This is a genomic window from Phenylobacterium sp. LH3H17 (genome assembly GCF_024298925.1).
GTDB lineage: Bacteria > Pseudomonadota > Alphaproteobacteria > Caulobacterales > Caulobacteraceae > Phenylobacterium.
In genome coordinates this window covers 2,203,274-2,226,286 of record NZ_CP101283.1, presented here as the reverse complement: position 1 = coordinate 2,226,286, position 23,013 = coordinate 2,203,274, and the positions used below count along the sequence as shown (strand labels likewise).

25 protein-coding genes are annotated in these 23,013 nt (G+C 68.2%); 12 read left to right on the top strand and 13 right to left on the bottom strand.

The window, feature by feature from the left end:
• Complete coding sequence (locus M9M90_RS11010) at positions 1–513, bottom strand: CcdC protein domain-containing protein (RefSeq protein ID WP_254833289.1); 513 nt, start codon at positions 511–513, stop codon at positions 1–3.
• Positions 510–1,838: a diguanylate cyclase domain-containing protein gene (locus tag M9M90_RS11005; protein WP_254833288.1), complete on the bottom strand. Its 1,329-nt coding sequence runs from the start codon at positions 1,836–1,838 to the stop codon at positions 510–512. The genes M9M90_RS11010 and M9M90_RS11005 overlap by 4 nt, the downstream gene beginning before the upstream one ends.
• A 131-nt stretch (positions 1,839–1,969) precedes the next feature.
• Here M9M90_RS11005 and M9M90_RS11000 point away from each other — a divergent pair, with 131 nt between their 5' ends.
• Together M9M90_RS11000 and M9M90_RS10995 are read left to right on the top strand one after the other, a co-directional pair.
• On the top strand, positions 1,970–2,746 hold the full coding sequence (locus M9M90_RS11000; protein WP_254833287.1) for an SDR family NAD(P)-dependent oxidoreductase: 777 nt from the start codon (positions 1,970–1,972) through the stop codon (positions 2,744–2,746).
• A 57-nt stretch (positions 2,747–2,803) separates the two neighbouring features.
• Positions 2,804–3,937, top strand: a complete 1,134-nt coding sequence (locus M9M90_RS10995; protein ID WP_254833286.1) for a CaiB/BaiF CoA-transferase family protein — start codon at positions 2,804–2,806, stop codon at positions 3,935–3,937.
• A gap of 6 nt (positions 3,938–3,943) precedes the next feature.
• Here the strand turns inward: M9M90_RS10995 and M9M90_RS10990 are convergent, their stop codons facing one another.
• Positions 3,944–5,017 (bottom strand): substrate-binding domain-containing protein, encoded by a 1,074-nt coding sequence (locus M9M90_RS10990; RefSeq protein WP_254833285.1) that lies wholly within the window; start codon positions 5,015–5,017, stop codon positions 3,944–3,946.
• Between the two features lie 274 nt (positions 5,018–5,291).
• On the opposite strand from M9M90_RS10990, the gene M9M90_RS10985 reads away from it, so the two are divergent.
• Entirely contained in the window at positions 5,292–6,254 is a 963-nt protein-coding gene (locus M9M90_RS10985) for a YihY/virulence factor BrkB family protein (RefSeq protein ID WP_371876841.1), read from the top strand.
• On the opposite strand, the gene M9M90_RS10980 is transcribed toward M9M90_RS10985, so the two are convergent.
• Together M9M90_RS10980 and M9M90_RS10975 are read right to left on the bottom strand one after the other, a co-directional pair.
• Positions 6,251–6,496 (bottom strand): sulfurtransferase TusA family protein, encoded by a 246-nt coding sequence (locus M9M90_RS10980; RefSeq protein ID WP_254837106.1) that lies wholly within the window; start codon positions 6,494–6,496, stop codon positions 6,251–6,253. The two genes, M9M90_RS10985 and M9M90_RS10980, sit on opposite strands and share 4 nt — an antisense overlap.
• A gap of 70 nt (positions 6,497–6,566) precedes the next feature.
• A complete protein-coding gene (locus tag M9M90_RS10975; protein ID WP_254833284.1) occupies positions 6,567–8,000 on the bottom strand; it encodes a CoA transferase in 1,434 nt (477 codons plus the stop codon).
• 62 nt (positions 8,001–8,062) lie between these two features.
• Between M9M90_RS10975 and M9M90_RS10970 the strand changes: the two genes are divergently transcribed.
• The 3 genes from M9M90_RS10970 to M9M90_RS10960 all read left to right on the top strand — a co-directional run bounded on the left by M9M90_RS10970 (position 8,063) and on the right by M9M90_RS10960 (position 12,225).
• Complete coding sequence (locus M9M90_RS10970; protein WP_254833283.1) at positions 8,063–8,941, top strand: SDR family NAD(P)-dependent oxidoreductase; 879 nt, start codon at positions 8,063–8,065, stop codon at positions 8,939–8,941.
• A gap of 102 nt (positions 8,942–9,043) precedes the next feature.
• Entirely contained in the window at positions 9,044–11,554 is a 2,511-nt protein-coding gene (locus tag M9M90_RS10965; RefSeq protein WP_254833282.1) for an ATP-binding protein, read from the top strand.
• A gap of 59 nt (positions 11,555–11,613) precedes the next feature.
• Entirely contained in the window at positions 11,614–12,225 is a 612-nt protein-coding gene (locus M9M90_RS10960; protein ID WP_254833281.1) for a pyridoxamine 5'-phosphate oxidase family protein, read from the top strand.
• Positions 12,226–12,228: 3 nt separating this feature from the next.
• Here M9M90_RS10960 and M9M90_RS10955 read toward each other — a convergent pair whose 3' ends face one another.
• From M9M90_RS10955 to M9M90_RS10940, 4 genes are read right to left on the bottom strand one after another with little or no spacing between them, the layout of a single operon-like run.
• Positions 12,229–12,966, bottom strand: coding sequence for a 16S rRNA pseudouridine(516) synthase (locus M9M90_RS10955; protein ID WP_254833280.1), 738 nt, complete (start codon positions 12,964–12,966; stop codon positions 12,229–12,231).
• Positions 12,963–13,865 (bottom strand): class I SAM-dependent methyltransferase, encoded by a 903-nt coding sequence (locus M9M90_RS10950; RefSeq protein WP_254833279.1) that lies wholly within the window; start codon positions 13,863–13,865, stop codon positions 12,963–12,965. Before M9M90_RS10950 ends, M9M90_RS10955 begins: the two co-directional genes overlap by 4 nt.
• A 30-nt stretch (positions 13,866–13,895) precedes the next feature.
• Complete coding sequence (locus M9M90_RS10945) at positions 13,896–14,378, bottom strand: hypothetical protein (protein WP_254833278.1); 483 nt, start codon at positions 14,376–14,378, stop codon at positions 13,896–13,898.
• Positions 14,379–14,380: 2 nt separating this feature from the next.
• Positions 14,381–14,734, bottom strand: coding sequence for a DUF6152 family protein (locus M9M90_RS10940; protein WP_254833277.1), 354 nt, complete (start codon positions 14,732–14,734; stop codon positions 14,381–14,383).
• Positions 14,735–14,858: 124 nt separating this feature from the next.
• Between M9M90_RS10940 and lpxA the strand changes: the two genes are divergently transcribed.
• Positions 14,859–15,641 carry an acyl-ACP--UDP-N-acetylglucosamine O-acyltransferase gene (gene lpxA / locus M9M90_RS10935; RefSeq protein ID WP_254833276.1) on the top strand — a complete coding sequence of 261 codons (783 nt, stop codon included), beginning with the start codon at positions 14,859–14,861 and terminating at the stop codon, positions 15,639–15,641.
• On the opposite strand, the gene M9M90_RS10930 is transcribed toward lpxA, so the two are convergent.
• The 3 genes from M9M90_RS10930 to M9M90_RS10920 form a co-directional block, all read right to left on the bottom strand.
• Positions 15,638–16,021: a hypothetical protein gene (locus M9M90_RS10930; RefSeq protein WP_254833275.1), complete on the bottom strand. Its 384-nt coding sequence runs from the start codon at positions 16,019–16,021 to the stop codon at positions 15,638–15,640. The genes lpxA and M9M90_RS10930 overlap by 4 nt on opposite strands.
• An 11-nt stretch (positions 16,022–16,032) precedes the next feature.
• Positions 16,033–16,452, bottom strand: a complete 420-nt coding sequence (locus tag M9M90_RS10925; protein WP_254833274.1) for a hypothetical protein — start codon at positions 16,450–16,452, stop codon at positions 16,033–16,035.
• 211 nt (positions 16,453–16,663) lie between these two features.
• Entirely contained in the window at positions 16,664–18,364 is a 1,701-nt protein-coding gene (locus M9M90_RS10920; RefSeq protein WP_254833273.1) for a class I adenylate-forming enzyme family protein, read from the bottom strand.
• A gap of 224 nt (positions 18,365–18,588) precedes the next feature.
• Between M9M90_RS10920 and M9M90_RS10915 the strand changes: the two genes are divergently transcribed.
• The 5 genes from M9M90_RS10915 to M9M90_RS10895 all read left to right on the top strand — a co-directional run bounded on the left by M9M90_RS10915 (position 18,589) and on the right by M9M90_RS10895 (position 22,210).
• Positions 18,589–20,418: an NAD(P)/FAD-dependent oxidoreductase gene (locus tag M9M90_RS10915; RefSeq protein WP_254833272.1), complete on the top strand. Its 1,830-nt coding sequence runs from the start codon at positions 18,589–18,591 to the stop codon at positions 20,416–20,418.
• Between the two features lie 298 nt (positions 20,419–20,716).
• Complete coding sequence (locus M9M90_RS10910; RefSeq protein WP_254833271.1) at positions 20,717–21,040, top strand: helix-turn-helix transcriptional regulator; 324 nt, start codon at positions 20,717–20,719, stop codon at positions 21,038–21,040.
• Positions 21,037–21,468: an SRPBCC domain-containing protein gene (locus tag M9M90_RS10905; protein WP_254833270.1), complete on the top strand. Its 432-nt coding sequence runs from the start codon at positions 21,037–21,039 to the stop codon at positions 21,466–21,468. Before M9M90_RS10910 ends, M9M90_RS10905 begins: the two co-directional genes overlap by 4 nt.
• 57 nt (positions 21,469–21,525) lie before the next feature.
• Positions 21,526–21,735 carry a hypothetical protein gene (locus M9M90_RS10900; RefSeq protein WP_254833269.1) on the top strand — a complete coding sequence of 70 codons (210 nt, stop codon included), beginning with the start codon at positions 21,526–21,528 and terminating at the stop codon, positions 21,733–21,735.
• Between the two features lie 70 nt (positions 21,736–21,805).
• Complete coding sequence (locus M9M90_RS10895; RefSeq protein ID WP_254833268.1) at positions 21,806–22,210, top strand: DUF1801 domain-containing protein; 405 nt, start codon at positions 21,806–21,808, stop codon at positions 22,208–22,210.
• 32 nt (positions 22,211–22,242) lie between these two features.
• On the opposite strand, the gene M9M90_RS10890 is transcribed toward M9M90_RS10895, so the two are convergent.
• Positions 22,243–23,007, bottom strand: coding sequence for a hypothetical protein (locus M9M90_RS10890; RefSeq protein ID WP_254833267.1), 765 nt, complete (start codon positions 23,005–23,007; stop codon positions 22,243–22,245).
• Positions 23,008–23,013: the final 6 nt, after the last annotated feature.

Here is a 23,013-nt window from a genome sequence, read left to right as displayed (position 1 = left end):
TCAGGCGTCGGTCGTCGCGGCCGCGACCAGCCGGCGCGCCCGGATCCACATCTCCAGGCGCTGCGTGCAGACCAGGCTGGCGGCGAACAGCAGGAAGACGTCGGCGATCTCCACAGGTGTGACGCGCAGCTGCCCGGCGTGTTCCAGGGCGTAGTCGCGGAACGAGAAGCGCAGCAGGAAGACCCCGGCGATCAGGGCCATGCCCAGGGGCGAGGCCTTGCAGGTGAGCGCATGGGTCGCGGGATCGATCCTGATCTCCGTGGTCCGGCCGCGCCACCAGCCCATCCCCGCGCCCATGCCCAGGACGAAGGCCTCGGCGACCAGGACCGGAAGCCGCGGCGGGGGCTGGACGGCGAAGGTCAGGACGACCGCGAGGAGGATCAGGGCCGGGGTGATCCACATGTGTTCGATGCGCAGGACCCGGGTCCGCACCCCGTGCAGGACGATGACCACGATGGCGATGAGCGGAACCAGATAGGTCCAGGCGCCCTGGGCGCCGTCCCCTCCCATCATACCGCCTGCTGATGCGCGCGAGCTGCGGCCTCTTCCAGCGCCTTGCCGGCGCCCTCGGCGCCGCCGACCTCGGCCACGCCGATATCGAACTCGATGACGAAGGGCGGCTTGCCGTCGCCGGCCTCGAAGGCCGTGCAGCCGATCACCGCGGCGATCCGCTCGCCGGCCGCCCGGGCCGAGGCCTGGGGCGTGGCGGGCAGGGCCAGCGCGAAGACCTCCGGGCTCAACCGCGCGGCGGTGTCTTCCACGCGCACCAGCCGGCCGATCATCGACCCGATCTGTGGGATGGCGCGGTCGAGCCAGCCGCCGGCGCGCGCGGCGCTGACGTCCTGCTTCTCAGCCACCTTCAGGACGCAGACCGATAGCGGCCGGTTGCGCAGGCGCGAGGCCTGGGCGAGCCGGCCCAGATGGTGGGCGAAGAGATCGCGCGTGAAGAGCCCGGTGGCGGCGTCCATCAGGCCGGACGTGCGCGCCTTCTCCAGCGCCTTGCGGACGGCGGTCTGGCGACGATAGCTGCGGGCCAGCTCGATCACCCGTTTCGCGGTCTCCGTCTCCGGCGTCTCCGGCGAGGCCACGTCGGAGACGCCGCGATGATAGGCCTCCGACATGGTCACATAGCTCTCCTGGCGCATGTAGAGCAGGGCGGGCGTGTGATAGAGGCGGGTGTTGCGGCGCATGCCGGCGGCGATGGAGAGCGCCTCCTGGCTGTTGTCTCCCGCCCACAGCACCACGGCGTCGAACGAGCGTTCGTGCAGGTAGTCGAAGGCGGTGTAGGCGGTGAAGGCCCCCACCACCTCGGCGCCCGAACGGGCGAGGGCGTTGGAGAGCGCCAGGAATTGCGGGGCCGGCTCGCCGATGGCCAGGACCTGGAACGGGTTGGCGTCGGGCTCGGGCAGGTCCAGCCAGCCGCCGCGATCGGCGAAACTGGCGCGGCGCAGCTCGAACTCCTCCTCCGCGACGGCGGTGCGAACCAGGGTCTCCAGACGGAGCACGGCCTGGGCCGGGTGGATGGGCGCGGCCAGGGTCAGGTCGAAGTCATAGCTCTCGAGCTCGGGCTCCGGGTCGCCGATGGCCACGACGGGAAGCCGACGCGGGGCGCAGGCCGCCTTGAGCCGGCGGGCCATGGTCAGGGCCTCATGGCCGCCGCTGGCGAGGTCGATGATGGCGGCTTCGATGTTCAGATCGCCAAGCGCCGCGAGCGCCGCATAGGGCCCCCGCGCCGTGACCGTGCGCCAGCCCAGCCGATCGAGGCCCTCGGCGAGCGGTCCCGCCAGGGCGTCATCGCGCGCGACAATCAGGACCCGCGCCTGGACGCTTGCGGCCATTCTTAGAACCCTTGACGCAACCCCCTCCGATGCTCACGCCCAGGATGGACGGGAATCGAAGCGCCCGCAGACTATACAGGCGGCGCGCGCCGACGACAGCGCGGCCGCATCGCAGGGGCAAGGAGATGGGTATGGAACAGGTATTGGCGGGTCGAGTCGCGGTGATCACCGGCGCGTCGGGCGGGCTCGGCGCCCATTTCGCCCGCCTGCTGGCGAAGAACGGCGCGGCGGTGGCCCTGACGGCGCGGCGGCTGGACATGGTCGAGGCCCTGGCGGGAGAGATCTCGGGCGATGGCGGTCGCGCCATGGCGCTGCGGCTGGACGTCGCCGACGCCCAGTCCATCGGTCCCGCCTTCGACGAGATCGAGACGGCCCTGGGTCCGATCTCGATCCTGGTCAACAACGCGGGCGTGGGCGGGGAGGGACTGGCGCTCGACCTCTCGGTCGAGGAGTGGGACCAGACCTTCGACGTCAATGTGCGCGGGGTGTTCTTCGCCGCCCAACAGGCGGCCAAGCGCATGCTGGCCTCGGGCGTGGCCGAGGCTGGAACGGCGCGGATCGTCAATATCGCCTCGATCGCCAGCCACACCGTGCTGCCGGGACTCTCGGCCTACAACGCCTCCAAGTCGGCCGTCGCCATGCTGACGCGCAGCCTGGCCCGGGAGTGGTCGCGGCGCGGGATCGCGGTCAACGCCATCGCGCCCGGCTATATCGAGACCGACATCAACGCCGACTGGTGGGCGACCCAGGGCGGCCAGAAGCAGCTTAAGGGCTTTCCGCGTAGGCGGCTGATGGAGGCGACCGATCTCGACGCCTCGCTGCTGATGCTCTGCGGACCGGCGGCCCGGGCCATCGCCGGGACGGTGATCACCATCGACGACGGCCAGTCCCTCCCTGGCGGCGGCTGATGGTTGGCTGACGGGACGTCAGCGAGGCAGGATGGCCGGAATCTAGGGAGAGTTTCCATGCGCCAGGGACCACTGAGCGGCCTGAAGGTCGTCGAATTCGCCGGGATCGGACCCGGGCCGTTCTGCGGCATGCTGCTGTCGGACCTGGGCGCGGACGTGGTGCGGATCGACCGCAAGGGTCCTGGCCGTTCGTCGCCGGCCGACATCACCGCCCGCGGACGGCGCTCGGTGGCGCTCGACCTCAAGAATCCCGCCGCCATCGAGACCTGCCTGAAGCTGATGGAGGGCGCCGACGCGGTCTTCGAAGGCTTCCGTCCCGGGGTGATGGAACGGCTGGGCCTCGGCCCCGACGTGGCCATGGCGCGCAATCCGAAGCTGGTCTATGGGCGGATGACCGGCTGGGGCCAGTTTGGGCCCTACGCCAACGCCGCCGGCCACGACATGAACTACATCGCCATCACCGGCGCCCTGCACGCGATCGGGACCAAGGAAAAGCCAATCCCACCCTTGAACCTTGTGGGCGACTTCGGGGGCGGAGCGCTCTACCTGGCCTTCGGCCTTTTGGCCGGGGTGATCCATGCGCGGGCGAGCGGCCAGGGCCAGGTGATCGACTGCGCCATGAGCGACGGCGCGGCTTCGCTGATGGCCATGTTCTACGGCTTCAAGGCCAGCGGAATGTGGAAGGAGGAGCGCCGCGCCAACCTCCTCGACGGCGGAGCTCACTTCTACGACACCTACCAGTGCTCGGACGGCAAGTGGATCTCGATCGGCTCCATCGAGCCGCAGTTCTACGCCCTGTTGCTGGAGAAGACCGGGATCGACGATCCGGAGTTCGCCAAGCAAATGGATCGCGGGAGCTGGGACGGCCTGCGCGAGAAACTCGCGCACGTCATCGCCCAGAAAACCCAGGATGAATGGTCCGAGATCATGGGGGGCACCGACGTCTGCTTCGCCCCGGTGCTCGATCTCGACGATGCGCCGAAGCACCCCCATAACGTGGCGCGCCAGACCTTCGTCCAGGTCGAGGGCGTCACCCAGCCCGCGCCCGCGCCCCGATTCTCGGCGACGCCCGGCGCCATCCAGGGTCCGCCCCCCGGCATCGGCGCCCATGACCGCGAGGCCTTGAGCGACTGGGGATTCTCCGGCGCCGATATCGACACCCTCAAGGCCGCGGGCGCCTTGGCGGGGTAGGGGCTCCTACTTCGTGGGAGCCGCCATCGGCGTCAGGGCGGCCACGGCGGCCTTCTGGGCGGCGTGCGCCTCGGCGCCCAGCGGGATGAGACCGCGCTGCTGCAGGTAACCGCCCTTGCCGGTGGCCGCGTCCGAAACGAAGGCGTTCATATATTCGCGCAGGCCCGGAATGACGCCGATGTTGGCCTTTTTCACATAGATGTAGAGCGACCGCGACACCGGATAGGTCCCGTTCGAAATGGTCTCGAAGGTGGGGGCGACGCCGTCGATCGTGGCGGCCTTCACCGTGTCCATGTTGTTCTCGAGGAACGAGTAGCCGAACACCCCAAGGGCATTGGGCGTCTTGGTGAGGGTCTGGACGATGGCGTTGTCGTTCTCGCCGGCGTCGACCCAGGCGCCGTCGCCGCGGATGGTGTGGGCCTTGGCCTTGAAGGCGTCCTCGTCCGACGACCGCAGGGCCTCCAGCGCCGGGTTCTTGCGCGCGCCCTTCTCCAGCGCGAGTTCGGCGAAGGCGTCGCGGGTGCCGGAGGTCGGCGGCGGGCCATAGACCAGGATGGCCTGGGCGGGCAGGGCGGCGTCGACGTCCTTCCAGGTCTTGGCGGCGTTCTTGGCGAAGCCGGCGCCGGCCGGCGTCTCGGCGGCCAGGCCGCGATAGATCTGGTCGATCTTGAAATTGTAGGTCGGGCCGGTCTTGGCGTTGGCGATGACGATGCCGTCGAAGCCGATCTTGATCTCGACGATGTCGGTGACGCCGCTGGCGACGCACTGCTCGAACTCGGACTTCTTGATCGGGCGCGAGGCGTTGGCCACGTCGGGATAGCCCGCGCCCGTGCCGCTGCAGAACAGCTTGAAGCCGCCGCCGGTGCCGAGCGACTCGACCTTGGCGGCCTTGCCGCCGCCGGTCCTGGCCACGTTCTCGGCCACGCGCGTCGCGAAGGGGAAGACAGTTGAGGAGCCCGCGGCCCAGACCTGGTCACGCCCGCTGGCGCTAGGGCCGGCCTTGGCGGCGTCGCTCTCGGTCTTCTGGCCGCAGGCGGAGAGGGCGAGGGCGGCGGCGGCGATATAGGCGAACGGCTTCATGGCGGGACTCCTGTGGAGGATAGAGCCAGCGGCTACCACCGGTTTTTGACGGTTCGATGACAGTCCGATGACGTTCTGTGCGGTGAACGCGGACCACGCGCCGCGTTCAGCGGCGGTTCAGCCGGCCGGAGCGATGCTTGAGTCAGGTTGAACGCCGCTATCTCCCGTCCCTCGACGCGGCGCCAGGCCTGATGGAACGACACGCCCATCGGCGGCGCGCCGGCCCCCGCAAGGGACCGGCGCGCCGCTATGTCGTGCGCGACGCCAAGAGCGCTTGCGCCGACGCGCGAGCTTCAGCACTTTCCGCGCCATGTTGATCGCCCAGGTAACCCGACGGCTGCGCGAGATGGACTGGGACCCGATGCACTGGCTGCGTCTGGCCCTGTTGATCTCCGGCAAGGCTCTGACCAGGCTCTGGGGCCGGGACGTCATGCTCTATGTGGGCGGCGTCTCGTTCTTTGTCATGCTGGCGGTGTTTCCGGCCCTGGCCATCACCATTGGAGTCTACGGACTTCTGGCCGATCCTTCGGCTGCGGCGCGTCAGGCCGAGCAACTGGCGACCATGATGCCGGCCGGCGCCCGGAGCCTGTTCACCAGCGAGCTGACCCGGCTGGCCCACGCGCCCTTCCAGGTGGTCTCGACCCAGAGCGGGGTGGCGCTGGTGATCGGCGGCTATGCCGCTCACCGGGGGTTCAAGGCCCTGCTGGCCGGACTGTCCTTCATCCACGACGAGGACGCGCCGCGCGGCTTCGTGGGGTTCAACGTCATGGCCCTGATCGTGCTGGTCGCGGCCTTCGCCATGCTGGGCTTCTTGTCCGTCGTCTTCTTCTACTTCCGCTTCGTGGCCGCCGCCTTCGACCTGAAGCCGCTGGCCGGCGTCACCTGGCTCTACAGCGAGTGGACCTGGGCCAGCGTGGGCGTCACCGTGGCCATGACCCTGATCTACCGCTTCGCCATGTCCAGCGTGCCGGTCGCATGGAGGGCCTCGATCATAGGCGGGATCGCCGCGGCCTTCCTCTGCCTGGGCGCCTCCTGGGCCAGCGCCATCTATGTGGAGCAGATCGCCTCCCTAGGCGCCACCTACGGCTCGGTGGCCGCCGTGGTGGTGTTCCTGATCTGGCTGTCGTGGAACGTGAACGCGGTCTTCCTGGGCGGCGCGCTCGCCACCGAGATCGAGATCCTGCTGCTGGAACGCCGCCCGGCCAGACGCCTTCTCACCGATCAGCGGAAGCCCTAGCCTGGTCGTCCCACAAGGAAGCCCAGCGCGCCGGCCTCCTCAATGACCTCGATCACCTCGAAACCCGCGCCCGCCGCGAAATGGGGGACGTCGATACGGGCCAGGGGATCGTCGGCCAGCAGGCGCACGCGGGCGCCGGGTGGGGCGTCCTCCAGGGCGCGGCGCAGGCGCAGGGTCGGGACGGGACAGCGGTGACCGCGGGCGTCCACGAGGATTTCCGGCACGGGCTCGGGCGAAGGCATGGCCGGGCCATAGCCGGTCCGCCGCCGGAACCCAAGCTTGGCCTTCATGCGTCGTGGTGGAGCCCGCCCCCTAGCTCGGCCAGGCCGCCTCATGGAACCCCAGCGGCGTGGTCGGTCGCCGCCAGCGGGCGGGCGTGGCCGACAACATCACCGGCGGGCGCAGGTGGCGAACCGCGCCGAAGCCGGAGTCGCTTTCGATGCGCCAGCCGTCGATCTCCTCGGGCGTGGGCGGCTGAACGGAGTCGAGATGGCCCGGTCCGGCCAGGCCCAGGCTCCGCAGCCACATGCCGGTCTGGGCCAGGGAGACCCGCACCATGTAGCTGCCGCCGAACCTGGCGCGTCGATCCAGCGCCACCATGGTCCCGAACGCCGCCAGGAAGCCGGTCGTATAGTCCGTCACCGCGCCCGGCTGGAGCTGCGGGCCTTTCTCTCCGCCGAAGGTGTAGCTGCCATGCACATGGGCCAGGCCCGTCACCGTCTGGGCCAGCTGCTCCCACCCGGGCCGGTTCGCCCATGGGCCTTCGTGGCCGTAGGCGTTGATCGAGGTGTAGACGATGCCCGGCCGCAGGCGCGCCAGGTCCACCGCACCCAGGCCCATGCGTTGCAGCGAGCCCAGCCGGTAGCCCTGGCTGAACACGTCGCAGCTTGCGATCAGTTCGCTCAGCCGCGCGCGGTCTGCCTCGTCGGTCAGGTCCAGCCAAGTGGAGAGCTTGCCGTGACCGACGTCGCTGACGAAGAACTCGGTGGCCGGCAGTTTGGGCGAGGCCACATAGAGCACGTCCGCGCCATATTGGGCCAAGGTCCGGCCGCAGGTCGGGCCTGCCAGGACGCGGGTCAGGTCGAGTACGCGCACTCCGGCCAGCGCCGCGTCGCCGCGTGCGGGCAGGGGCATGGGCGGCCCATCGGCGATCTTGACCACCTCCACCAACGGCCGCGCGGCGAGAATGCGGCCCTGCTCGGAGGCATCCCATTCCTCCGGAGAGCGCACCATGGCGCCGCAGATCCCGGCGGAGGCGATGGCGTTCTCCAGGTCGAGCGCGTCCCAGGTCAGTGCCGTGGCGGCGACCGCCGCGGCGTCCGCAGGCGATCCCATCAACTCGTGCAGCTTGGCGGCGCTGGCCGGGAAGCTGGGATGGAGAAAGACCCACCGATCGTCCTTGGCGCGAAAGAACCCCATTGCCGGCGTGCCGCGGCCCCCGCCGCCAGCGTCGTCCGGGCGGGAAGGCGGGGCGCGCGAAGGATCCTGGAAGGTCTGCAGCGCGAAACTGACCAGGGCCGCGCCGGCTTCGCGGGTGGAGACGCGCACTTCCTGGTCCTGGCCCGAGCGCAGTTTCCAGAGGTCGGCGGCGAGCGTCCCGCCGGCGGCCAGGGCCGCGGCCGCGGCGGCCTCGGCGTGGAACCGGGTCTTCATTCCGGCGGGTCCCTCGTCGAAGGTGACGAAGTCCGGGCGTTCACGGCCGGCCAGGCGCATCAACTGTTCAAAAGCCTGCTCGGCGACCGTCATTCCAATTCCCCCGCAAGCCTTGAGATTTGCGGCATTATGAGACCAGGGAATGGGAGGACAACATGGGCGACGGCAGAAGCACCGGCGAGGCGGCCTCGCGCCGAACGATGTTGGGACTGGGCCTGGGACTGGCCGTGGCCGGCGCGGCCTCCGCGGCCGACCTGAAAAACGCGCCGTCGCCGATCACCCGGAAGGCCTCTCCCGGCCGGTTCGCCGGAAAGGTCGTGCTGATCACCGGCGCCACCTCGGGAATCGGCAAGGCCACCGCGCACGCCTTCGCCATGGAGGGGGCCAAGGTGATGTTCTGCGGCCGGCGCGAGGCCCTGGGCGCCGAGGTCCAGGCGGCGATCCGGTCCGCGGGCGGCGAGGCCACCTATCGCAAGGCCGACGTGCGGGTGGACGAGGAGGTCGCGGCCCTGGTCGCTGCATGCGTCAAGACTTATGGCGGTCTGGACGTCGCCTTCAACAATGCCGGGATCGGGCAGGGCGGCGCCGTGCTGGGCTCCATGGACTGGAAAGCCCACAACAACCTGATGGAGACCAACCTCAATGGCGTGCTGCGCGGCATGGACCGCCAGGTCCCGGCGTTGCGCGCGCGTGGAGGCGGAGCGATCATCAACACCGCCTCGGTGCTGGGCTATGCCGGCAATCCGCAGCTCCTGTCCTATAGCCTGTCCAAGGCCGGCGTCCTCAGCGCGACGCGTAGCGCCGCACTGCAGCTCGCCCGGGACAACATCCGGGTCAACGCCGTCTCGCCGGGCCCCATCGATACGCCGATGATGGGCGGCGGCGCGGCCGACGCCTCGGGCAAGCGCACGCCCGCGGGCCGCGCCGGCCAGCCGGAGGAGATCGCCCGGGCGGTGATGTATCTGGCCTCCGACGAGGCGAGCTATGTCACCGGCGAGGACTTGCGGGTCGACGGAGGACTGCGGGCCTCCTAGGCGCGAGGCGTCCTAACGCCGCAAGCACTTGGAAAAACGCGTAAACCTCGCCGAAACGAGTCCCGCGCTACAGCTTGCCGATCGATGAGGGTCGAAGGCGGCATGCAATCACTTTCCCGCAGGTTCCAGGTCAGCCTTGGGATGCTGTCGCTGATCCTCACGGCCCTCGGGACCGTCGGGGCCTTCCTGGTGTTCCAGCGCGAGCTGTCGAACCGCCAGATCACTTATCTCGCCGACTATGTCGAAGAGCGCAGCACCAACGTCGACAAGCGGTTCTCCAATCTGGAGAACCTGCACAAGGCCGCCGCCACTGAGCTCGAACGCCGGGTGAAACGCTTGCCGCCGGCCGAAATCGACCGGCTGGCCGACACCTACTACCCCATGCGCCCCGACGGCACCCGTCGCAGCCGCCCGGAGTATTTCGACGGCCACACCGGCCCGACGGGCGAAGTGACCTACGGCATGGGGGCCTTCATTTCGCGCGGCGCGGACATTCCGGCGCTGGAAAAAGCCGCCCTGGTCTCGGCCTTCGAGATCGTCTCCGACTTCGGTCAAGCCGCGCACAGCGAGTATGACAACTTCTACTTCTTCACCCCGTCCACCCGGCTGGTCATGTTCGGACCCGATCGGCAGGACAAGCTGATGTTCTATCGCCAGGACGCGCCCGCCGACCTGGACATCAGCAAGGAGGAGATGTCGAAGATCGTCCTGCCGCAGAACAATCCGGAACGCGCCACGCGCTGCACCAACCTGCAACGGTTGATCCAGAACGCCCAGGGCGAACGGCTGGCCACGGGCTGCCTGACTCCGGCCTATGTGGACGGCAAGTTCGTGGGCGCCTTCGGCTCGTCCATCGAACTGACCGGCTTCTTCCTCAACGCCATCCGCAACACGCTGCCCGGCGCCTCGAACCTGGTGGTCACCGGCAAGGGCGAACTGATCGCCTATCCGGGCTTCGAGACCCCTGGGCGCGCCTCGGAAGCGACCATCGCCGCCTACGAACGCAAGCTGGGCATCAAGGCCTTGGTCCGCGCCATCCAGGCCGACGGCAAGCCGCATGGGGTGATCACCAGCCCAGGTGGCGGCGAGATCGTCGCGTACGGCAAACTGACCGGCCCAGACTGGTACCTGCTACTGAGCTATCCCAAGTCCGCGGTTACCTGGTCGGCGGCCAAATCGGCCTCCTGGGTGTTGCTGCTGGGCCTGTTGGCCTCGGTGGCCCAGATGCTGCTGGTCATGGCGCTGGCCCGTCGCACCATCGTCCTGCCCTTACGCCGGCTTGCGGCCTCGTGCGAACCGGAAGCCTTCGGCGAACGGGAACGGCCCGACGTCTCGCGGGTCGAGGCGAGAAACGACGAGATCGGGGTGCTGGCCAAGGCGTTGCGCCGGGAGCGCGAGAAGGTCGACGCCGTGCTGTCTTCCCTGGAGGATCGCGTCCACGAGCGCACCGCTCAGCTCGAACGGGCCAACGCCGAGAAGTCGCGCTTCCTGGCCAATATGAGCCATGAGCTGCGCACCCCGCTGAACGGCGTGATCGCCATCTCCGAGACCCTTGCCGCCGAGCAGAAGACCGTCAAGAGCCGCGAGCTGGCCGAACTGATCGTCTCCTCGGGTCGGCTGCTCGAGCAGGTGCTGACCGACATCCTCGACTTCTCCAAGATCGAAGCGGGCGAGATCAAGCTCTCCAACGAAGCCTTCGCCATGAGCAGCATTGTCGGCCGCATCGCCGAGCTGCACCGGGCCTCGGCCGAGGCCAAGGGGCTCGAGCTGTCCTGGCGTGTCGATCCCGCGGCCGAGGGACGGTTCATGGGGGACCAGGTTCGCCTGACCCAGGTGCTGTCCAACCTGCTGTCCAACGCGGTCAAGTTCACCGAGGCCGGCACGGTCCGGCTCGAGGTCCGGCCGCACGGCGCGGCGATCGCCTTCACCGTGGCCGACAGCGGCATCGGCTTCGACGACGAGGTGAAGGCGCGCCTGTTCCGCCGTTTCGAGCAGGCCGACGCCTCGATCCGCCGCCGGTTCGGCGGCACGGGCCTGGGCCTGGCGATCAGCCGTTCGCTGGTGGAGCTGATGGGCGGCCGGATCGACGTGGAGTCGCAGCCCGGCGCGGGCTCGGTTTTCAGCTTCGTCCTGCCCCTGGAACGCGCCGTCGCGGAGGCGCCGGTCGCCGACGAGCGTCATGCCGAGGCTTTCGACCTGGCCGGCTGCCGGGTCCTGTTGGCGGAAGACCACCCGACCAACCAGAAGGTCGTGCAACTCATCCTGCAATCCGTTGGTGTGGAGCCCGTGATCGTCGAGAACGGCGCCCTGGCGCTGACGCTGCTGAAGGCCGAACGCTTCGACGTGGTGCTCATGGACATGCAGATGCCGGAGCTCGACGGCCTGACGGCCACCGGCCTGCTGCGCCAGTTCGAGAGCGACCAGAACCTGCCGCGCACCCCGGTCATCATGCTGACCGCCAACGCCCTGGACGAGCATATCCGCGCCAGCCATGACGCCGGCGCCGACCAGCATCTGTCCAAGCCGATCCGCGCCGCGGCCCTGATCCAGGCCATCGTCGATGCGATCGCCGCACGCGAGGATGCGCCGTTCGCCCAGGCCGACGTCGCCTGACGGGCTGACTTCGCCCGGGCGTCCGGCTAGAAACCGGCCATCGGTCCGCGGGGTGCGTCATGACGGTCATCGCTACGATTGAAGCGCTGGAGGCGATCTACGGCGCCCCCAACGAGGCCTCCACGATCAAGGAGGCGGACCGTATCACCCCCCAGTACAGGGCCCTTGCCGAGGCCTCGCCCTTCGTCGCTCTCGCCACGGCCGGCCCCGAGGGTCTGGACTGCTCGCCGCGCGGCGATGACGGCCAGGTGGTGCGGATCAAGGATGAGCGGACCATCCTCATGCCTGACCGGCGCGGCAACAACCGGTGCGACTCGCTGCGGAACATCGTGCGCGACCCGCGGGTGGCCCTGTTGTTCCTGATCCCCGGCTCGGGGAACACCCTGCGTATCAACGGCCGGGCCGAGGTCTCGATCGCGCCGGAGCTATTGGCGTCATTCGTGGTCAAGGGCCAGGCGCCGCGCTCCGTCGTGGTGATTACCGTCGAGAGCGTCTATTTCCAGTGCGCTCGGGCGATCGTGCGGTCCGACCTGTGGAATAGCGAGAAGCGTGTGGATCCTTCCGTCCTGCCCACGGCGGGGCAGATCCTGGCCGAACTCAGCGAGGCGCGGGTCGGTGGGGCGGCCTATGACGCCGAGTGGCCGAAACGGGCCGCCAAGACCCTCTGGTGAGCGCTAGGCTCCGAACACCGTCTCGGCGGTCTCGGCGCTGAGCACCCGATACTCCCCGGCGGCCAGGTCGTCGGGCAGGGCCAGGCCGCCGATCCTGTCGCGGTGCAGGGCGGTGACATGGTTGCCGACGGCGGCGAACATCCGCCGGACCTGGTGGTAACGGCCCTCCTCGATGATCAGCCGGGCCTCCCGCTCGCCGAGCGGCTCGAGGATGGCTGGGAGCAGGGGTTTGTCTTCGCCTTCCAGCACCAGGGTCCCGGCGGCGAACACCTCACCCTCCAGGCCGTTCAACGGGCGGTCGAGGGTGGCGACATAGCTCTTGGCCACATGGCGCTTGGGGGAGATCACCCGGTGCAGGAAGCCGCCGTCGTCGGTGATCAGCAGCAGGCCCGAAGTGTCCTTGTCGAGCCGACCAACACTGGAGAGCGCCGGGTCGCGCACCCGCCAGCGCTGAGGCAGCAGATCGTAGATCCGACGTCCCGCCTCCTTGTGCGAGCAGACCACCCCCAGGGGCTTGTGCAGCATCAGGATCATCGGGGGAGGCGGATCGATGGCCGCGCCCAGGATGGTCATGCGCCGGGGCAGGTCGGGACCGATGGCGATCCGGGCGTTGGCGTCGGACAGTGCGACGCCGTCCAGGATCACCTCGCCATCAGCCACAAGGCCGTGCATCTCCTTGCGGCTGCCATAGCCCAGATTGGCAAGCAGGCGGTCCAGCCGCATGGTCGGGGTCTTGGTCATCTGCGCGCTTCGTACACCTTGTAGCCGCCCGAGTCGGCCACCGGACGCACGGTCTTGAACGCCTCTGTCAGCACGGCCTCATAGGGCAGGTGACGATTGGCCGTGATCCACAGGGTCCCGCCGTTGCGCAGGCAGGCCGCGGCGGCGCGGATGAAGGCCTGGCCCAGGGCGCGATCCTCGGCGCCGCCGTCGTGGAAGGGCGGGTTCATAACCACGAAGTCGAGGCCGCTCAGGGCCTGGGCCGCCTGGCGCACATCGGCCCATTGGAGGCTTGCTCGCGGATCTTCGACATTGCGCCGCGCCGCCTCTAGGGCGCGGCGGTCCAGGTCGATCATCACCAGTTCGGTGACCTTTGGCGAGGTGAGCACCGCCAGGGCGAGCCAGCCGATCCCGCAGCCGAAATCAGCCCCGCGGCCGCTAAGGGCCGGCAGGTTCCGCAGCAAAAGCGCGCTGCCGGGATCGAGCCGGTCCCAACTGAACACCCCGGCTTGCGACCACAGTCCGTCCGGTAGCTGACGCGGTGCGCCCTCCACCAGGGCCGCCTCGAGCCCGACCAGGGTTTCGGGCCGCTCCACTGCGCAGATCCTGTGATGCCGACGTGAGGTCTCCGCCACCACGCAGCCCATGGCCGTCAGGATCTTCTTCAGCCTCAACCCACCCTTGTCCTTGGGGGCGGCGGCGGTCAGCAGGCCGCGGGGCTTCAGGACGCGCAAGGCCTGGGCCAGCACGTGGCTCGACTCGATCGCACCGGGCGGAACCAGGGCCACGAACTCTTCGAGCGCCCCGTCCGGCAACAGGGCCAGGTCCTGCGATCCCGGAACCAGGGGCGAGACCTGGACCGCTCCGGCGGGGGTCTCGATGACATCGCGCGGCGGCGATCCGTAGACGGCGGTGGGCAAGGGCAGGCGTCCAGCGAAGGGAATCGGGACCTACGTGTAGGCGATCAGGCGACCGAGCGCCGCCACCGAGAGCCAGAGCAGCAAGGATGTCAGGGCGAGGGCGCGGGCGATCGGCGGCGCCGCGGCGTCCCAGTCCGCCAGCCTGCCGCGCCAGGCCAGGCGATAGGCGCCGGCGTTGAGCAGGGCGAGCGTGATCAGCATCAGCTTGCGCCGGAAGGTGTCGGACACGGCGAGCGCGCCGGCGTCGGCGGCGAACATGACGAAGCCGCTCGAAACCATCAGCAACAACCCCGCGACGCCGATGGGCGTCAGGACCCACCACAGGGACGCGACCGGAATGGCGCGGAACAGGCCGAACAGGCGCAGGTCCAGCAGGCCGACTCCGCCCACCAGCATCACCAGGCCCAGCAGATGGGTCAGGTTCGCCGCCGGATAGGCGAACGAGGACCCGCGCGCCCAGGCGCCGAAGGCCGAGCCCTGCAGCACCTCGGCGAGCGCGACCGCGGCGTCCACGCCTAGCGGAGCTCGACGGTCTTGCCGTTCACCGTGACCCGCTCGATGCGCATCTCGGTCACGCCGTCCTTGCGGGGATAGCCTTCCAAGGTCACCGGCTTGCCCGAGGTGACCATGGTCTGGGTCAAGCCGCGAGCCTCCATCCGCGCGACAGGCGCCAGGACGACATCCCAGGACTTGCCCTGATAGCGGACCTTGGCTCCGCCGTGCGGATTGCCCCATGTCACGTTCGACAAGGGCGCGGTGACCTTGATGACCTTTTCCGCGTCGTACGAGCTCCAGCCGTGATGGGCGAGGGCCGCGGCGGGGAAGGTGAGGGCGGCGACGGCCGCCGCGATGGCGATGGGTTTCAACATGAGGCGTCTCTCCTCTGTTCCCCCACGCCTAGATCGCCACGCCTTGGCGGCGATCTCAAGGGGCGACGCAATCGGTCATCGAAGTTGAGTTTGAGCCGAGCGGCCGCAGACCTAGCTTGGCAACATGTCGCGCATTCACCCGACTGCTATCGTCGATCCGGACGCCCGCCTCGGCGAAGCCTGCGATATCGGGCCCTACGCCGTAATCGGCGCGGGCGTTCGGATGGGGCCTAGCAACATCGTGGGCCCGCACGCGGTGATTGAGGGCGAGACGCGGATCGGGACTGGAAATCGGTTTTCGCAGGCCTGCTCGATCGGCGCCGGACCGCAGATCGCCGGCTGGGCGGGCAGCGTCGGGCGCGTGATCGTTGGCGATGGCAATGTCTTTCGGGAGTTCGTCACCGTCCACGGCTCGGCGCTCGAGGCGACAGTCGTCGGCTCGCGGAACTTGATCATGTCCGCCGCCCACATCGCCCACGACTGCCGGCTGGGCGACGAGGTCAAGATCGCCAACGGCTCGATGCTCGGCGGCGCCGTTGAGGTGGGCGACTCCGCCTGGGTAAGCGGCCTTTGCGCGGTGCACCAGAATGTCCGTATCGGACGGCACGCCTTCGTGGCCGGCGGTTCGATCGTCACACAGGACGTCCCGCCGTTCTGCCTGGTGCAGGGCGACCGAGCTCGCCTGGTCTCGCTGAATCTCGTGGGTCTGCGCCGGGCCGGCTTTTCTCCGGCCGATGTCCTGGCCCTGCGACGGGCCTATCGCACTCTGTTCCGGGGCAGCGCTTCCCTGGCCGAGCGATTGACGAAGACCCGCCAGATCGCCGAGGGTGCGGCAGCCGAGCTGCTGGATTTCATCGAGTGCTCATCGCGGGGCACGATCTCGGCCTCGCGCCGACGGGCCGCCTAGGGCGCGTAGCTGGAGCGGGCCTTGACGCCCCAGTGACCGTTCTCGCGGGTGACCACGTAGATGGAATCGAAGCCGCCGATGACGCTGCCGTCGGCGCGGTAGCGCGTGAAGCGGGTGTCGATGTGCACCTTGTCGGCCCCGGCGTGGATGACCTCGCGGCGCTCCCAGGCCGAATGGTCCCACTCGGCCAGGGGCCCGCGCTCGAACATCTGGGGCTGATGGTAGCCGGCCTCGATGATGGTGAGGGTGTTCGAGGCCAGGCGGATGCTGGGCAGGTTGAACGTCGCCTCGAAGGCCTTGACGTCGCGAGCGTTGAAGGCGGCCATGAAGTCGTCCAGGCAGGCCATGGCCGCGGCGATCTCGGCGGCGTAGTCGGCCATGGGAGCCTCCCTCAGTTGGTCAGGGCCTGGATGATGGTCCCGAGCACGAACTGGGACAATCGCCAGAAGCTGTAGACCGCACCGATCAGGATCGCCCAGGCCGCGGCGGCCAGGATCACGGTCTCCAGCAAACTGGAGCCGACTTTGCGGACCGCCACGGGTGACGGCGAATCGGCGATGAACTTGTCGAACCCGGCCTTGTCGTCGGCCGCGATGATCGTCTGGTTGCTGTCGTTGGCGATGAAGGAGGGCGCGCCGTCCACGACCCGGCCGTCGGCCCACAGGGTGACCTCGGCCGCCTTGCGCGGATGCTTGAAGGTCACCGCCCCCTTGGTCCGTTCCAGGCCCAGGTCCGATCGATACCCCGCGCGGACCAGGGCGTGCAGCCGCGCGATGACGACCTCACCTCTGACGTCCGATTCTCGATCCAAGACCGCCCCCTCCCACGCGAGCGAACTCGACAGATTCGCACCGCCATGACGCCGCCGAAGCTGCGCCTGAACACCCGGGGGGACAGTCGCCGTCGCAGGCGGGAAATACAAGCCTGACGGGCGATAGGTCGCGGGTCGCGCGGCGAAAGTCCTTCGGGTTAAACAGAATTAGCCTGTTCGCGCCGATCCGTCGCCTGCGGCCGAACCCTACCTAGACCGCGGCGTCCACGGCCAGGGTCTCGCGCAGCTGCCGCTTGAGGAACTTGCCGCTGGCGTTGCGCGGGATGGGGTCCTCCAGGAACCAGATATAGCGCGGGATCTTGTGCTTGGCGGCGATGGCCGCGCAGTGCGCGCGCAGGTCCTGAGCGCTGAGGCTTTCGCCCGGGCGCAGCACCACGGCGGCGCCGACCTCTTCGCCCAGGCGCGCGTCCGGGACGCCGAAAACGCAGGTCTCGGCCACGGCCGGGTGCCGGAAGATCGTGGCCTCGACCTCGGCGCAATAGACATTCTCGCCACCGCGCAGAACCATGTCCTTCTTGCGATCGACGATGAAGATGAACTCGTCCTCGTCGATGCGGGCCACATCGCCGGTGCGCAGCCAGCCCTGGTGGATCGACTCGGCGGTGGCCTCGGGACGGTTGATGTAGCCCTTTATCACCGGGGTGCCCTTGACCCACAACTCGCCGACTTGTCCGGGCGGCAGGGTCCGACCCTCGTCGTCGACCACCTTCACCTCGAAGGTCGGCATCGCGCGGCCGCAGCTTTCGGGCTTGTCGACGAAGAAGTCGGCGGCCACGGCGGTGATGATTCCGCAGGTCTCGGTCATGCCGTAGCCGGTGTTGGGGCGGGCGGTCTTGACCTGGGCGTCGATCTTGCCAACCAGGTCGGGCGGAAGCTGCGCGCCGCCGCCGCCCAAGGTGGTCAGGCTGGACGTGTCGGTCGCGGCGAAGTCAGGGTGGCTGATCAGTTCGCGCGCCATGGTCGGCACGCCGCTCATGGCGGTGACGCCCTCGCGCTCGATCAGCTTCAGGGCCTCGCCGGCGTCCCAGCGGTACATCAGCACCATCTTGCCCCCGGCGGCGCTGATCGCGTAGGCGGCGCAGTTGTTGGCGGTGACGTGGAACAGCGGGGTGGTGATCAGTCCCACCGGGATCGGAACCGGCGCGGCCGGATCGGGCATGACGCCTGTGGCCCGCGCCGTGGCCAAGGCCTGGACCTGACCGGAAAACATCATGTTCATCAGGTTGGCGACACAGCCCCGGTGGGTAAGCTGCGCGCCCTTCGGGAAGCCGGTCGTGCCCGACGTGTAGAAGATGCAGGCGTCGGCGTCGGGATCAACCGCCACCGCCGGCATCCCGCCGCCCTTGGCCACGACATCCGCCCACGGGATGACGCCGGCCGGGACGGGATCGGTGCGCACGGCGACGAGCAAGGCGCCCTCGGCGATCTCGGGACGTTCCAGGATGCGGGGCAGGCGCTCGCTGTCGGCGAAGATCACCTTGGGCGCGGAGTCCTTGACCGCATAGGCGAGCTCCTCGGTGACCCACCAGGCGTTCATGCCGACCGCGGCCACGCCGAGGCAGACGCAGGCCCAGTAGATCAGCATCCATTCGGGATAGTTGCGCATGGCGATGGCCACCCGGTCGCCGGGGCGTACGCCCTGCTCGGTCAACCAGGCGGCGATGGCGTTCACCTTGGCGTGGGCCTCGCCATAGGTCAGGCGTTCGTCCTGGTAGACGAGATAGTCGCGATCGGCGAACTGGAGCGTCGAAAGCCAGATCTCGCGCACCGAGGGTGGCGCGTGCCGGAAGGCGCGCAGCTTCTCGCCGCGCACCTCGACCTCGACGATCTCGAACGGCTGTCCGGGCGCGGTGAGCTCGGTCCAGGCCTGCTTCAATTCCTTGTAGTGCATCGATCCCTACCTCTTGTTCCCGCGGTCGCGTCGAGGCGCCCGTGAGCCGTTCCACCGCCGGGCGTCGCCGACAGACAGCAAGGTAGTGGAACCTCTTCGCCTGCGCCACGGGGACCCTACGGAAGCTTCGAACGGCCTTGCTTCCATGCGCCACGGTCATGGCCCCTTGCCTTCCGCGCGGGGAGGGTGAGTTTAGATGAAGCGGTATGTTGGAGGAGCGGTTCATGGCGGATTCCGTTGACGTCGAAACCAGGACAGATCTGGGCTTCGATCCCGAGGCGCTGCGCGCCAAGTACCGCGCCGAGCGCGACAAGCGGCTGCGCGCCGACGGAAACCAACAGTACCAGGAGATCGTCGGCGACTTCGCCCACTACCTCGACGACCCCTATGTCGAGCCAGGGTTCAGCCGCGAGCCGCTGACCGACGAGGTCGAGGTGGTGGTGATCGGCGGCGGCTTCGGCGGCCTGCTGGCCGGGGCGCGCCTGCGCGAGGCCGGGGTGAAGGACATCCGCCTGATCGAGAAGGGCGGCGACTTCGGCGGCACCTGGTACTGGAACCGCTATCCGGGCGCCGCCTGCGACGTGGAATCCTACATCTACCTGCCGCTGCTGGAAGAGGTCGGCTACATGCCGGCCGAGAAGTATTCCCGCGCGCCGGAGATCCTGGCCCACAGCCGTGCGATCGGGACCAAGTACGACCTCTATTCCAACGCCTGCTTCCAGACGGAAGTCACCGGGATGGTCTGGGAGGAGTCGACCTCGCGCTGGATCATCTCCACCAACCGTGGTGACCGGATGAAGGCGCGCTTCGTGGCCATGGCCAACGGACCGTTGCATCGGCCCAAGCTGCCGGGCATCCCCGGGGTCGAGACCTTCAAGGGTCATTCCTTTCACACCAGCCGCTGGGACTACGCCTATACCGGCGGTGACTCCAACGGCGGGCTCACCGGCCTGGCCGGCAAGCGGGTGGGGATCATCGGGACCGGGGCGACGGCGGTTCAATGCGTGCCCCACCTCGGAGCCGCGGCGGGCGAGCTCTATGTCTTCCAGCGCACTCCGTCATCGATCGACGTGCGCAACAACCGGCCGACCGATCCCGACTGGGCGGGCAGTCTGGAGCCCGGCTGGCAACAGAGCCGCATGGACAACTTCAACACCCTGGTCACCGGCGGGTTCGCCGAGCAGGACCTCGTCAATGACGGCTGGACCGACATCATTCGCAACCTGGGCCTGATCGCCCGCAAGCGCGCCGGCGATGGCGGGCAGGGGACGCCCGACGATCCGGCCGCCCTGGTGCAGTTGGCCGATTTCCAGAAGATGGAGCAGATCCGGGGACGGGTGGATTCCGTGGTGCGGGACGGCTCCGTCGCCGAGGCGCTGAAGCCCTACTACAACCAGTTCTGCAAGCGCCCCTGCTTCCACGACGAGTATCTGGCCACCTTCAACCGTCCGAACGTCACCCTGGTGGACACCCAGGGCCGGGGCGTGGAGCGGATCACCGAGCGCGGCGTGGTGGTCGACGGCCGCGAGTACGAGCTGGACTGCCTGATCTACGCGACCGGGTTCGAAGTCGGCACCGACTACACCCGCCGCTCGGGCTACGAGCTGCACGGCCGCGACGGCCTGACCCTGACCGAGAAGTGGCGCGACGGTCTGTCGACCCTGCACGGCATGCACGTGCGCGGCTTCCCCAACTGCTTCGTGTTCTCGAACTCGCAGTCGGGGTTCACGGTCAATTTCCCGCACATGATGAACGAGCAGTCCAAGCACCTGGCCTATATCGTCAAGCACTGCCTGGACCATCAGGTCCGCACCGTCGAGACCTCTGAAGCCGCCGAGACCGAGTGGGTGGAGACCATCATTTCCACGGCGATCCTGCGCCAGAAGTTCGCCGAGGAGTGCACGCCCGGCTACTACAACAACGAGGGCAAGCCCTCAGCCTCGGCGGTTCGCAACGGGCCCTACGGTAAGGGACCGATCGCCTTCACCAAGCTGCTGGAGGAGTGGCGCGCCGACGGCGGACTGCCGGGTCTGGAGCTGCGGACTTCGGTCTGAGGCCGAGGCCGCCTTCGCCCTCTGGCGGGGCGATATTAAAGAAGGTTAATTTTTTCTTCACTTCACCGGGCGGGCATGCTTCGCTCAGGTCATGGTTGTGCGCGGGCGGAAGATTCCGGTCGGCAGGATCGGCTTGGCCTTGCTCGTCCTGAACGAGCTTCGCGGCCTTGCGGTCGTGGCCGGCGTCCTATGGGCCTGGAGCCCTTGGGGGTAGGGCGCCAGCCACTGACGTCCACTTGACTCACACATATCCCGCTGGTTATGAGTTAGATCAATAGCCAGTGAGTTATGTATTTCGATGCCCAATGCGCACGACGTGATCTTCAGGACGCTCGCCGATCCCACTCGGCGGGCGATCTTCGAACGCCTGTGCCGCGAAGGCGAGCAGACCGTCGGGGCCCTGACAGCCCAGGCCGGGGTCTCGCAGCCCGCTGTCTCGAAGCATTTGGGGGTCCTGAGGCAGGCCGGGCTGGTGAGCGACCGCCACTCCGGCCGCCAGACGCACTATAGCGCGCAGCTCGCCGCCCTGGCCCCTCTGGTCGACTGGACGAGCCAGATGACCGGCTTCTGGGAAACCCGCTTCGACGATCTCGAAAACCTGCTCGGGAGAATGGACCAGTGAGCAACACCAAGACCGAAACCCGCTCCGTCGTGGTGGAGCGGGAGTTCGCCCATCCGCCGGCAAGGCTCTGGCGCGCGCTCACCCAACCGCACCTGATCGAGGCGTGGCTCATGAAGAACGACTTTGAGCCGGTCGTGGGCCACCGTTTCAATCTTCGCGGAGGTTGGGGCGGCGTATTGGACTGCGAGGTCCTGGCCGTCGAGGCGCATCGGACGCTGTCCTACACCTGGAATTTCAAGCACGACGATGCGGCCTTCGATCTGACGAGCGTGGTGACCTTCACGCTGACCCCGACGAGCACGGGCACTCACCTTCGCATGGAGCAGGTGGGCTTCCGGCCGGACCAGAAGCAGGCCTTCGGCGGCGCCATGGTCGGGTGGCGGCAGTTCCTTGAAAACCTGGACCAACTCCTGACGCGGGGCGCTTGAGGCCGCCGCCAGCCAGAACATCCCATCCGCATCGGCTCGTCTTCAGAGGAGATCCCCTTGAACTGGAACATTTGGATCCGGCAGACCCACCGCTGGCTGTCGATCGTCTTCACGGCCATCGTGGCCGCCATCTTTGTCACCTTGGGGATGGGCAAGGAGTATTTCCTGCCGCTGTTTCCGCTCGCCCTGATGACGCTCACGGGCCTCTACATGTTCGTCCTGCCGTACCTTGCTAAGCGGCGCGGCGCGCTGCGCGCCGACGGCTAGGCACGAGCGTGGAGCCTCAACCAGCTTGCGATGCTCAGAATGACAACGGCGCACGAGATGACGACCAACCATGAGTGATAGAACCGAAGTGGCCTCCGCGTCGCAGCTGATCGACGCAAAGATTAAGGGCCTGCACGACTGGCGCGGCGAGACGCTCGCCCGGGTGCGAAGCCTTATCCGGCAGTCCGACCCCGAGGTGGTCGAGGAGTGGAAGTGGAGAGGGGTGCCGGTGTGGTCGCACGCCGGATTGATCTGCACGGGCGAGACGTACAATACCGCCGTCAAACTGACCTTCGCCAAGGGCGCCTCGCTGGACGACCCCTCGGGCCTGTTCAACTCCAGCCTCGAGGGCAATACGCGGCGGGCCATCGATATCCACGAGGGCGACAAGATCGACGAAGAGGCCTTGAGGGCGCTCATCCGCGCCGCCGTGACGCTCAACACTTCGAAGCGACCCGGGCGCTCCGCGAAGTAGCCGGGCGATGGTCAGGAACGCTTTGCGCACCTTCAGCAGGGTACGAGTTTAGACCCGCCATTGGGACCCTTGACCATCCCGCACGCCACCTTAGGTGCAGCCGCTGGGGCGGCCGCGGCCGCGGCCGCGCTGGGCGCCAAGGCCCTAACGGGTTCCTGCGCGGCGGACCTTCGCAGCCTTTCTGAGTTGCTCAACCGCTCCCCGAGTTGCCCCAGCAATTGTCGCATCGCTTTCTCGGTGGCGCCGCCGATCGCCGTCGCGGTGTTGCCGCACATCATCCCGGCATCGTTCTGCGCGTTTCCGAACCCTTGGGCAGATGTGCCCAGAACCCTGCCATTCACAGTGTCGACAGTCATCCCGGCGCTGAGCTCGACGACCGAGTCCGCCGTGGATCTGAAGAAGCCCTCAACCACCTGTAGCCGCGCCGTTAGCGTCTCGGCGTTCACCACGACTTGGCCCGCGAAGCCGTTTCTCGCCAGGTCGCTTGCGGGAAGCGGTCGCTCCAATATTTGAACGTCATCGACCAATTGGCGCAGCGTTGAGGTCACTGATGCGACGAACTGCTGCCTGAGGTCCAAAGGGTAGTGGTGAGCGGAACAGGCAAGGCCGGTCGGACGAACTGTCGTATTGAAGGCCTCGGCGTCGACTACCAGGACGAAACGACCAGGAATTTTCTCAGAGTAGGAGGAGTAGACGTTGAGGTTAGGAGAGACGGCCACTGGCGCATTGTAGGCGCACCCTGACAACGCAAACGACAGCGCGATTGCAGCCGCGACACTTAATTTTGTGATGCGCACTTGAGC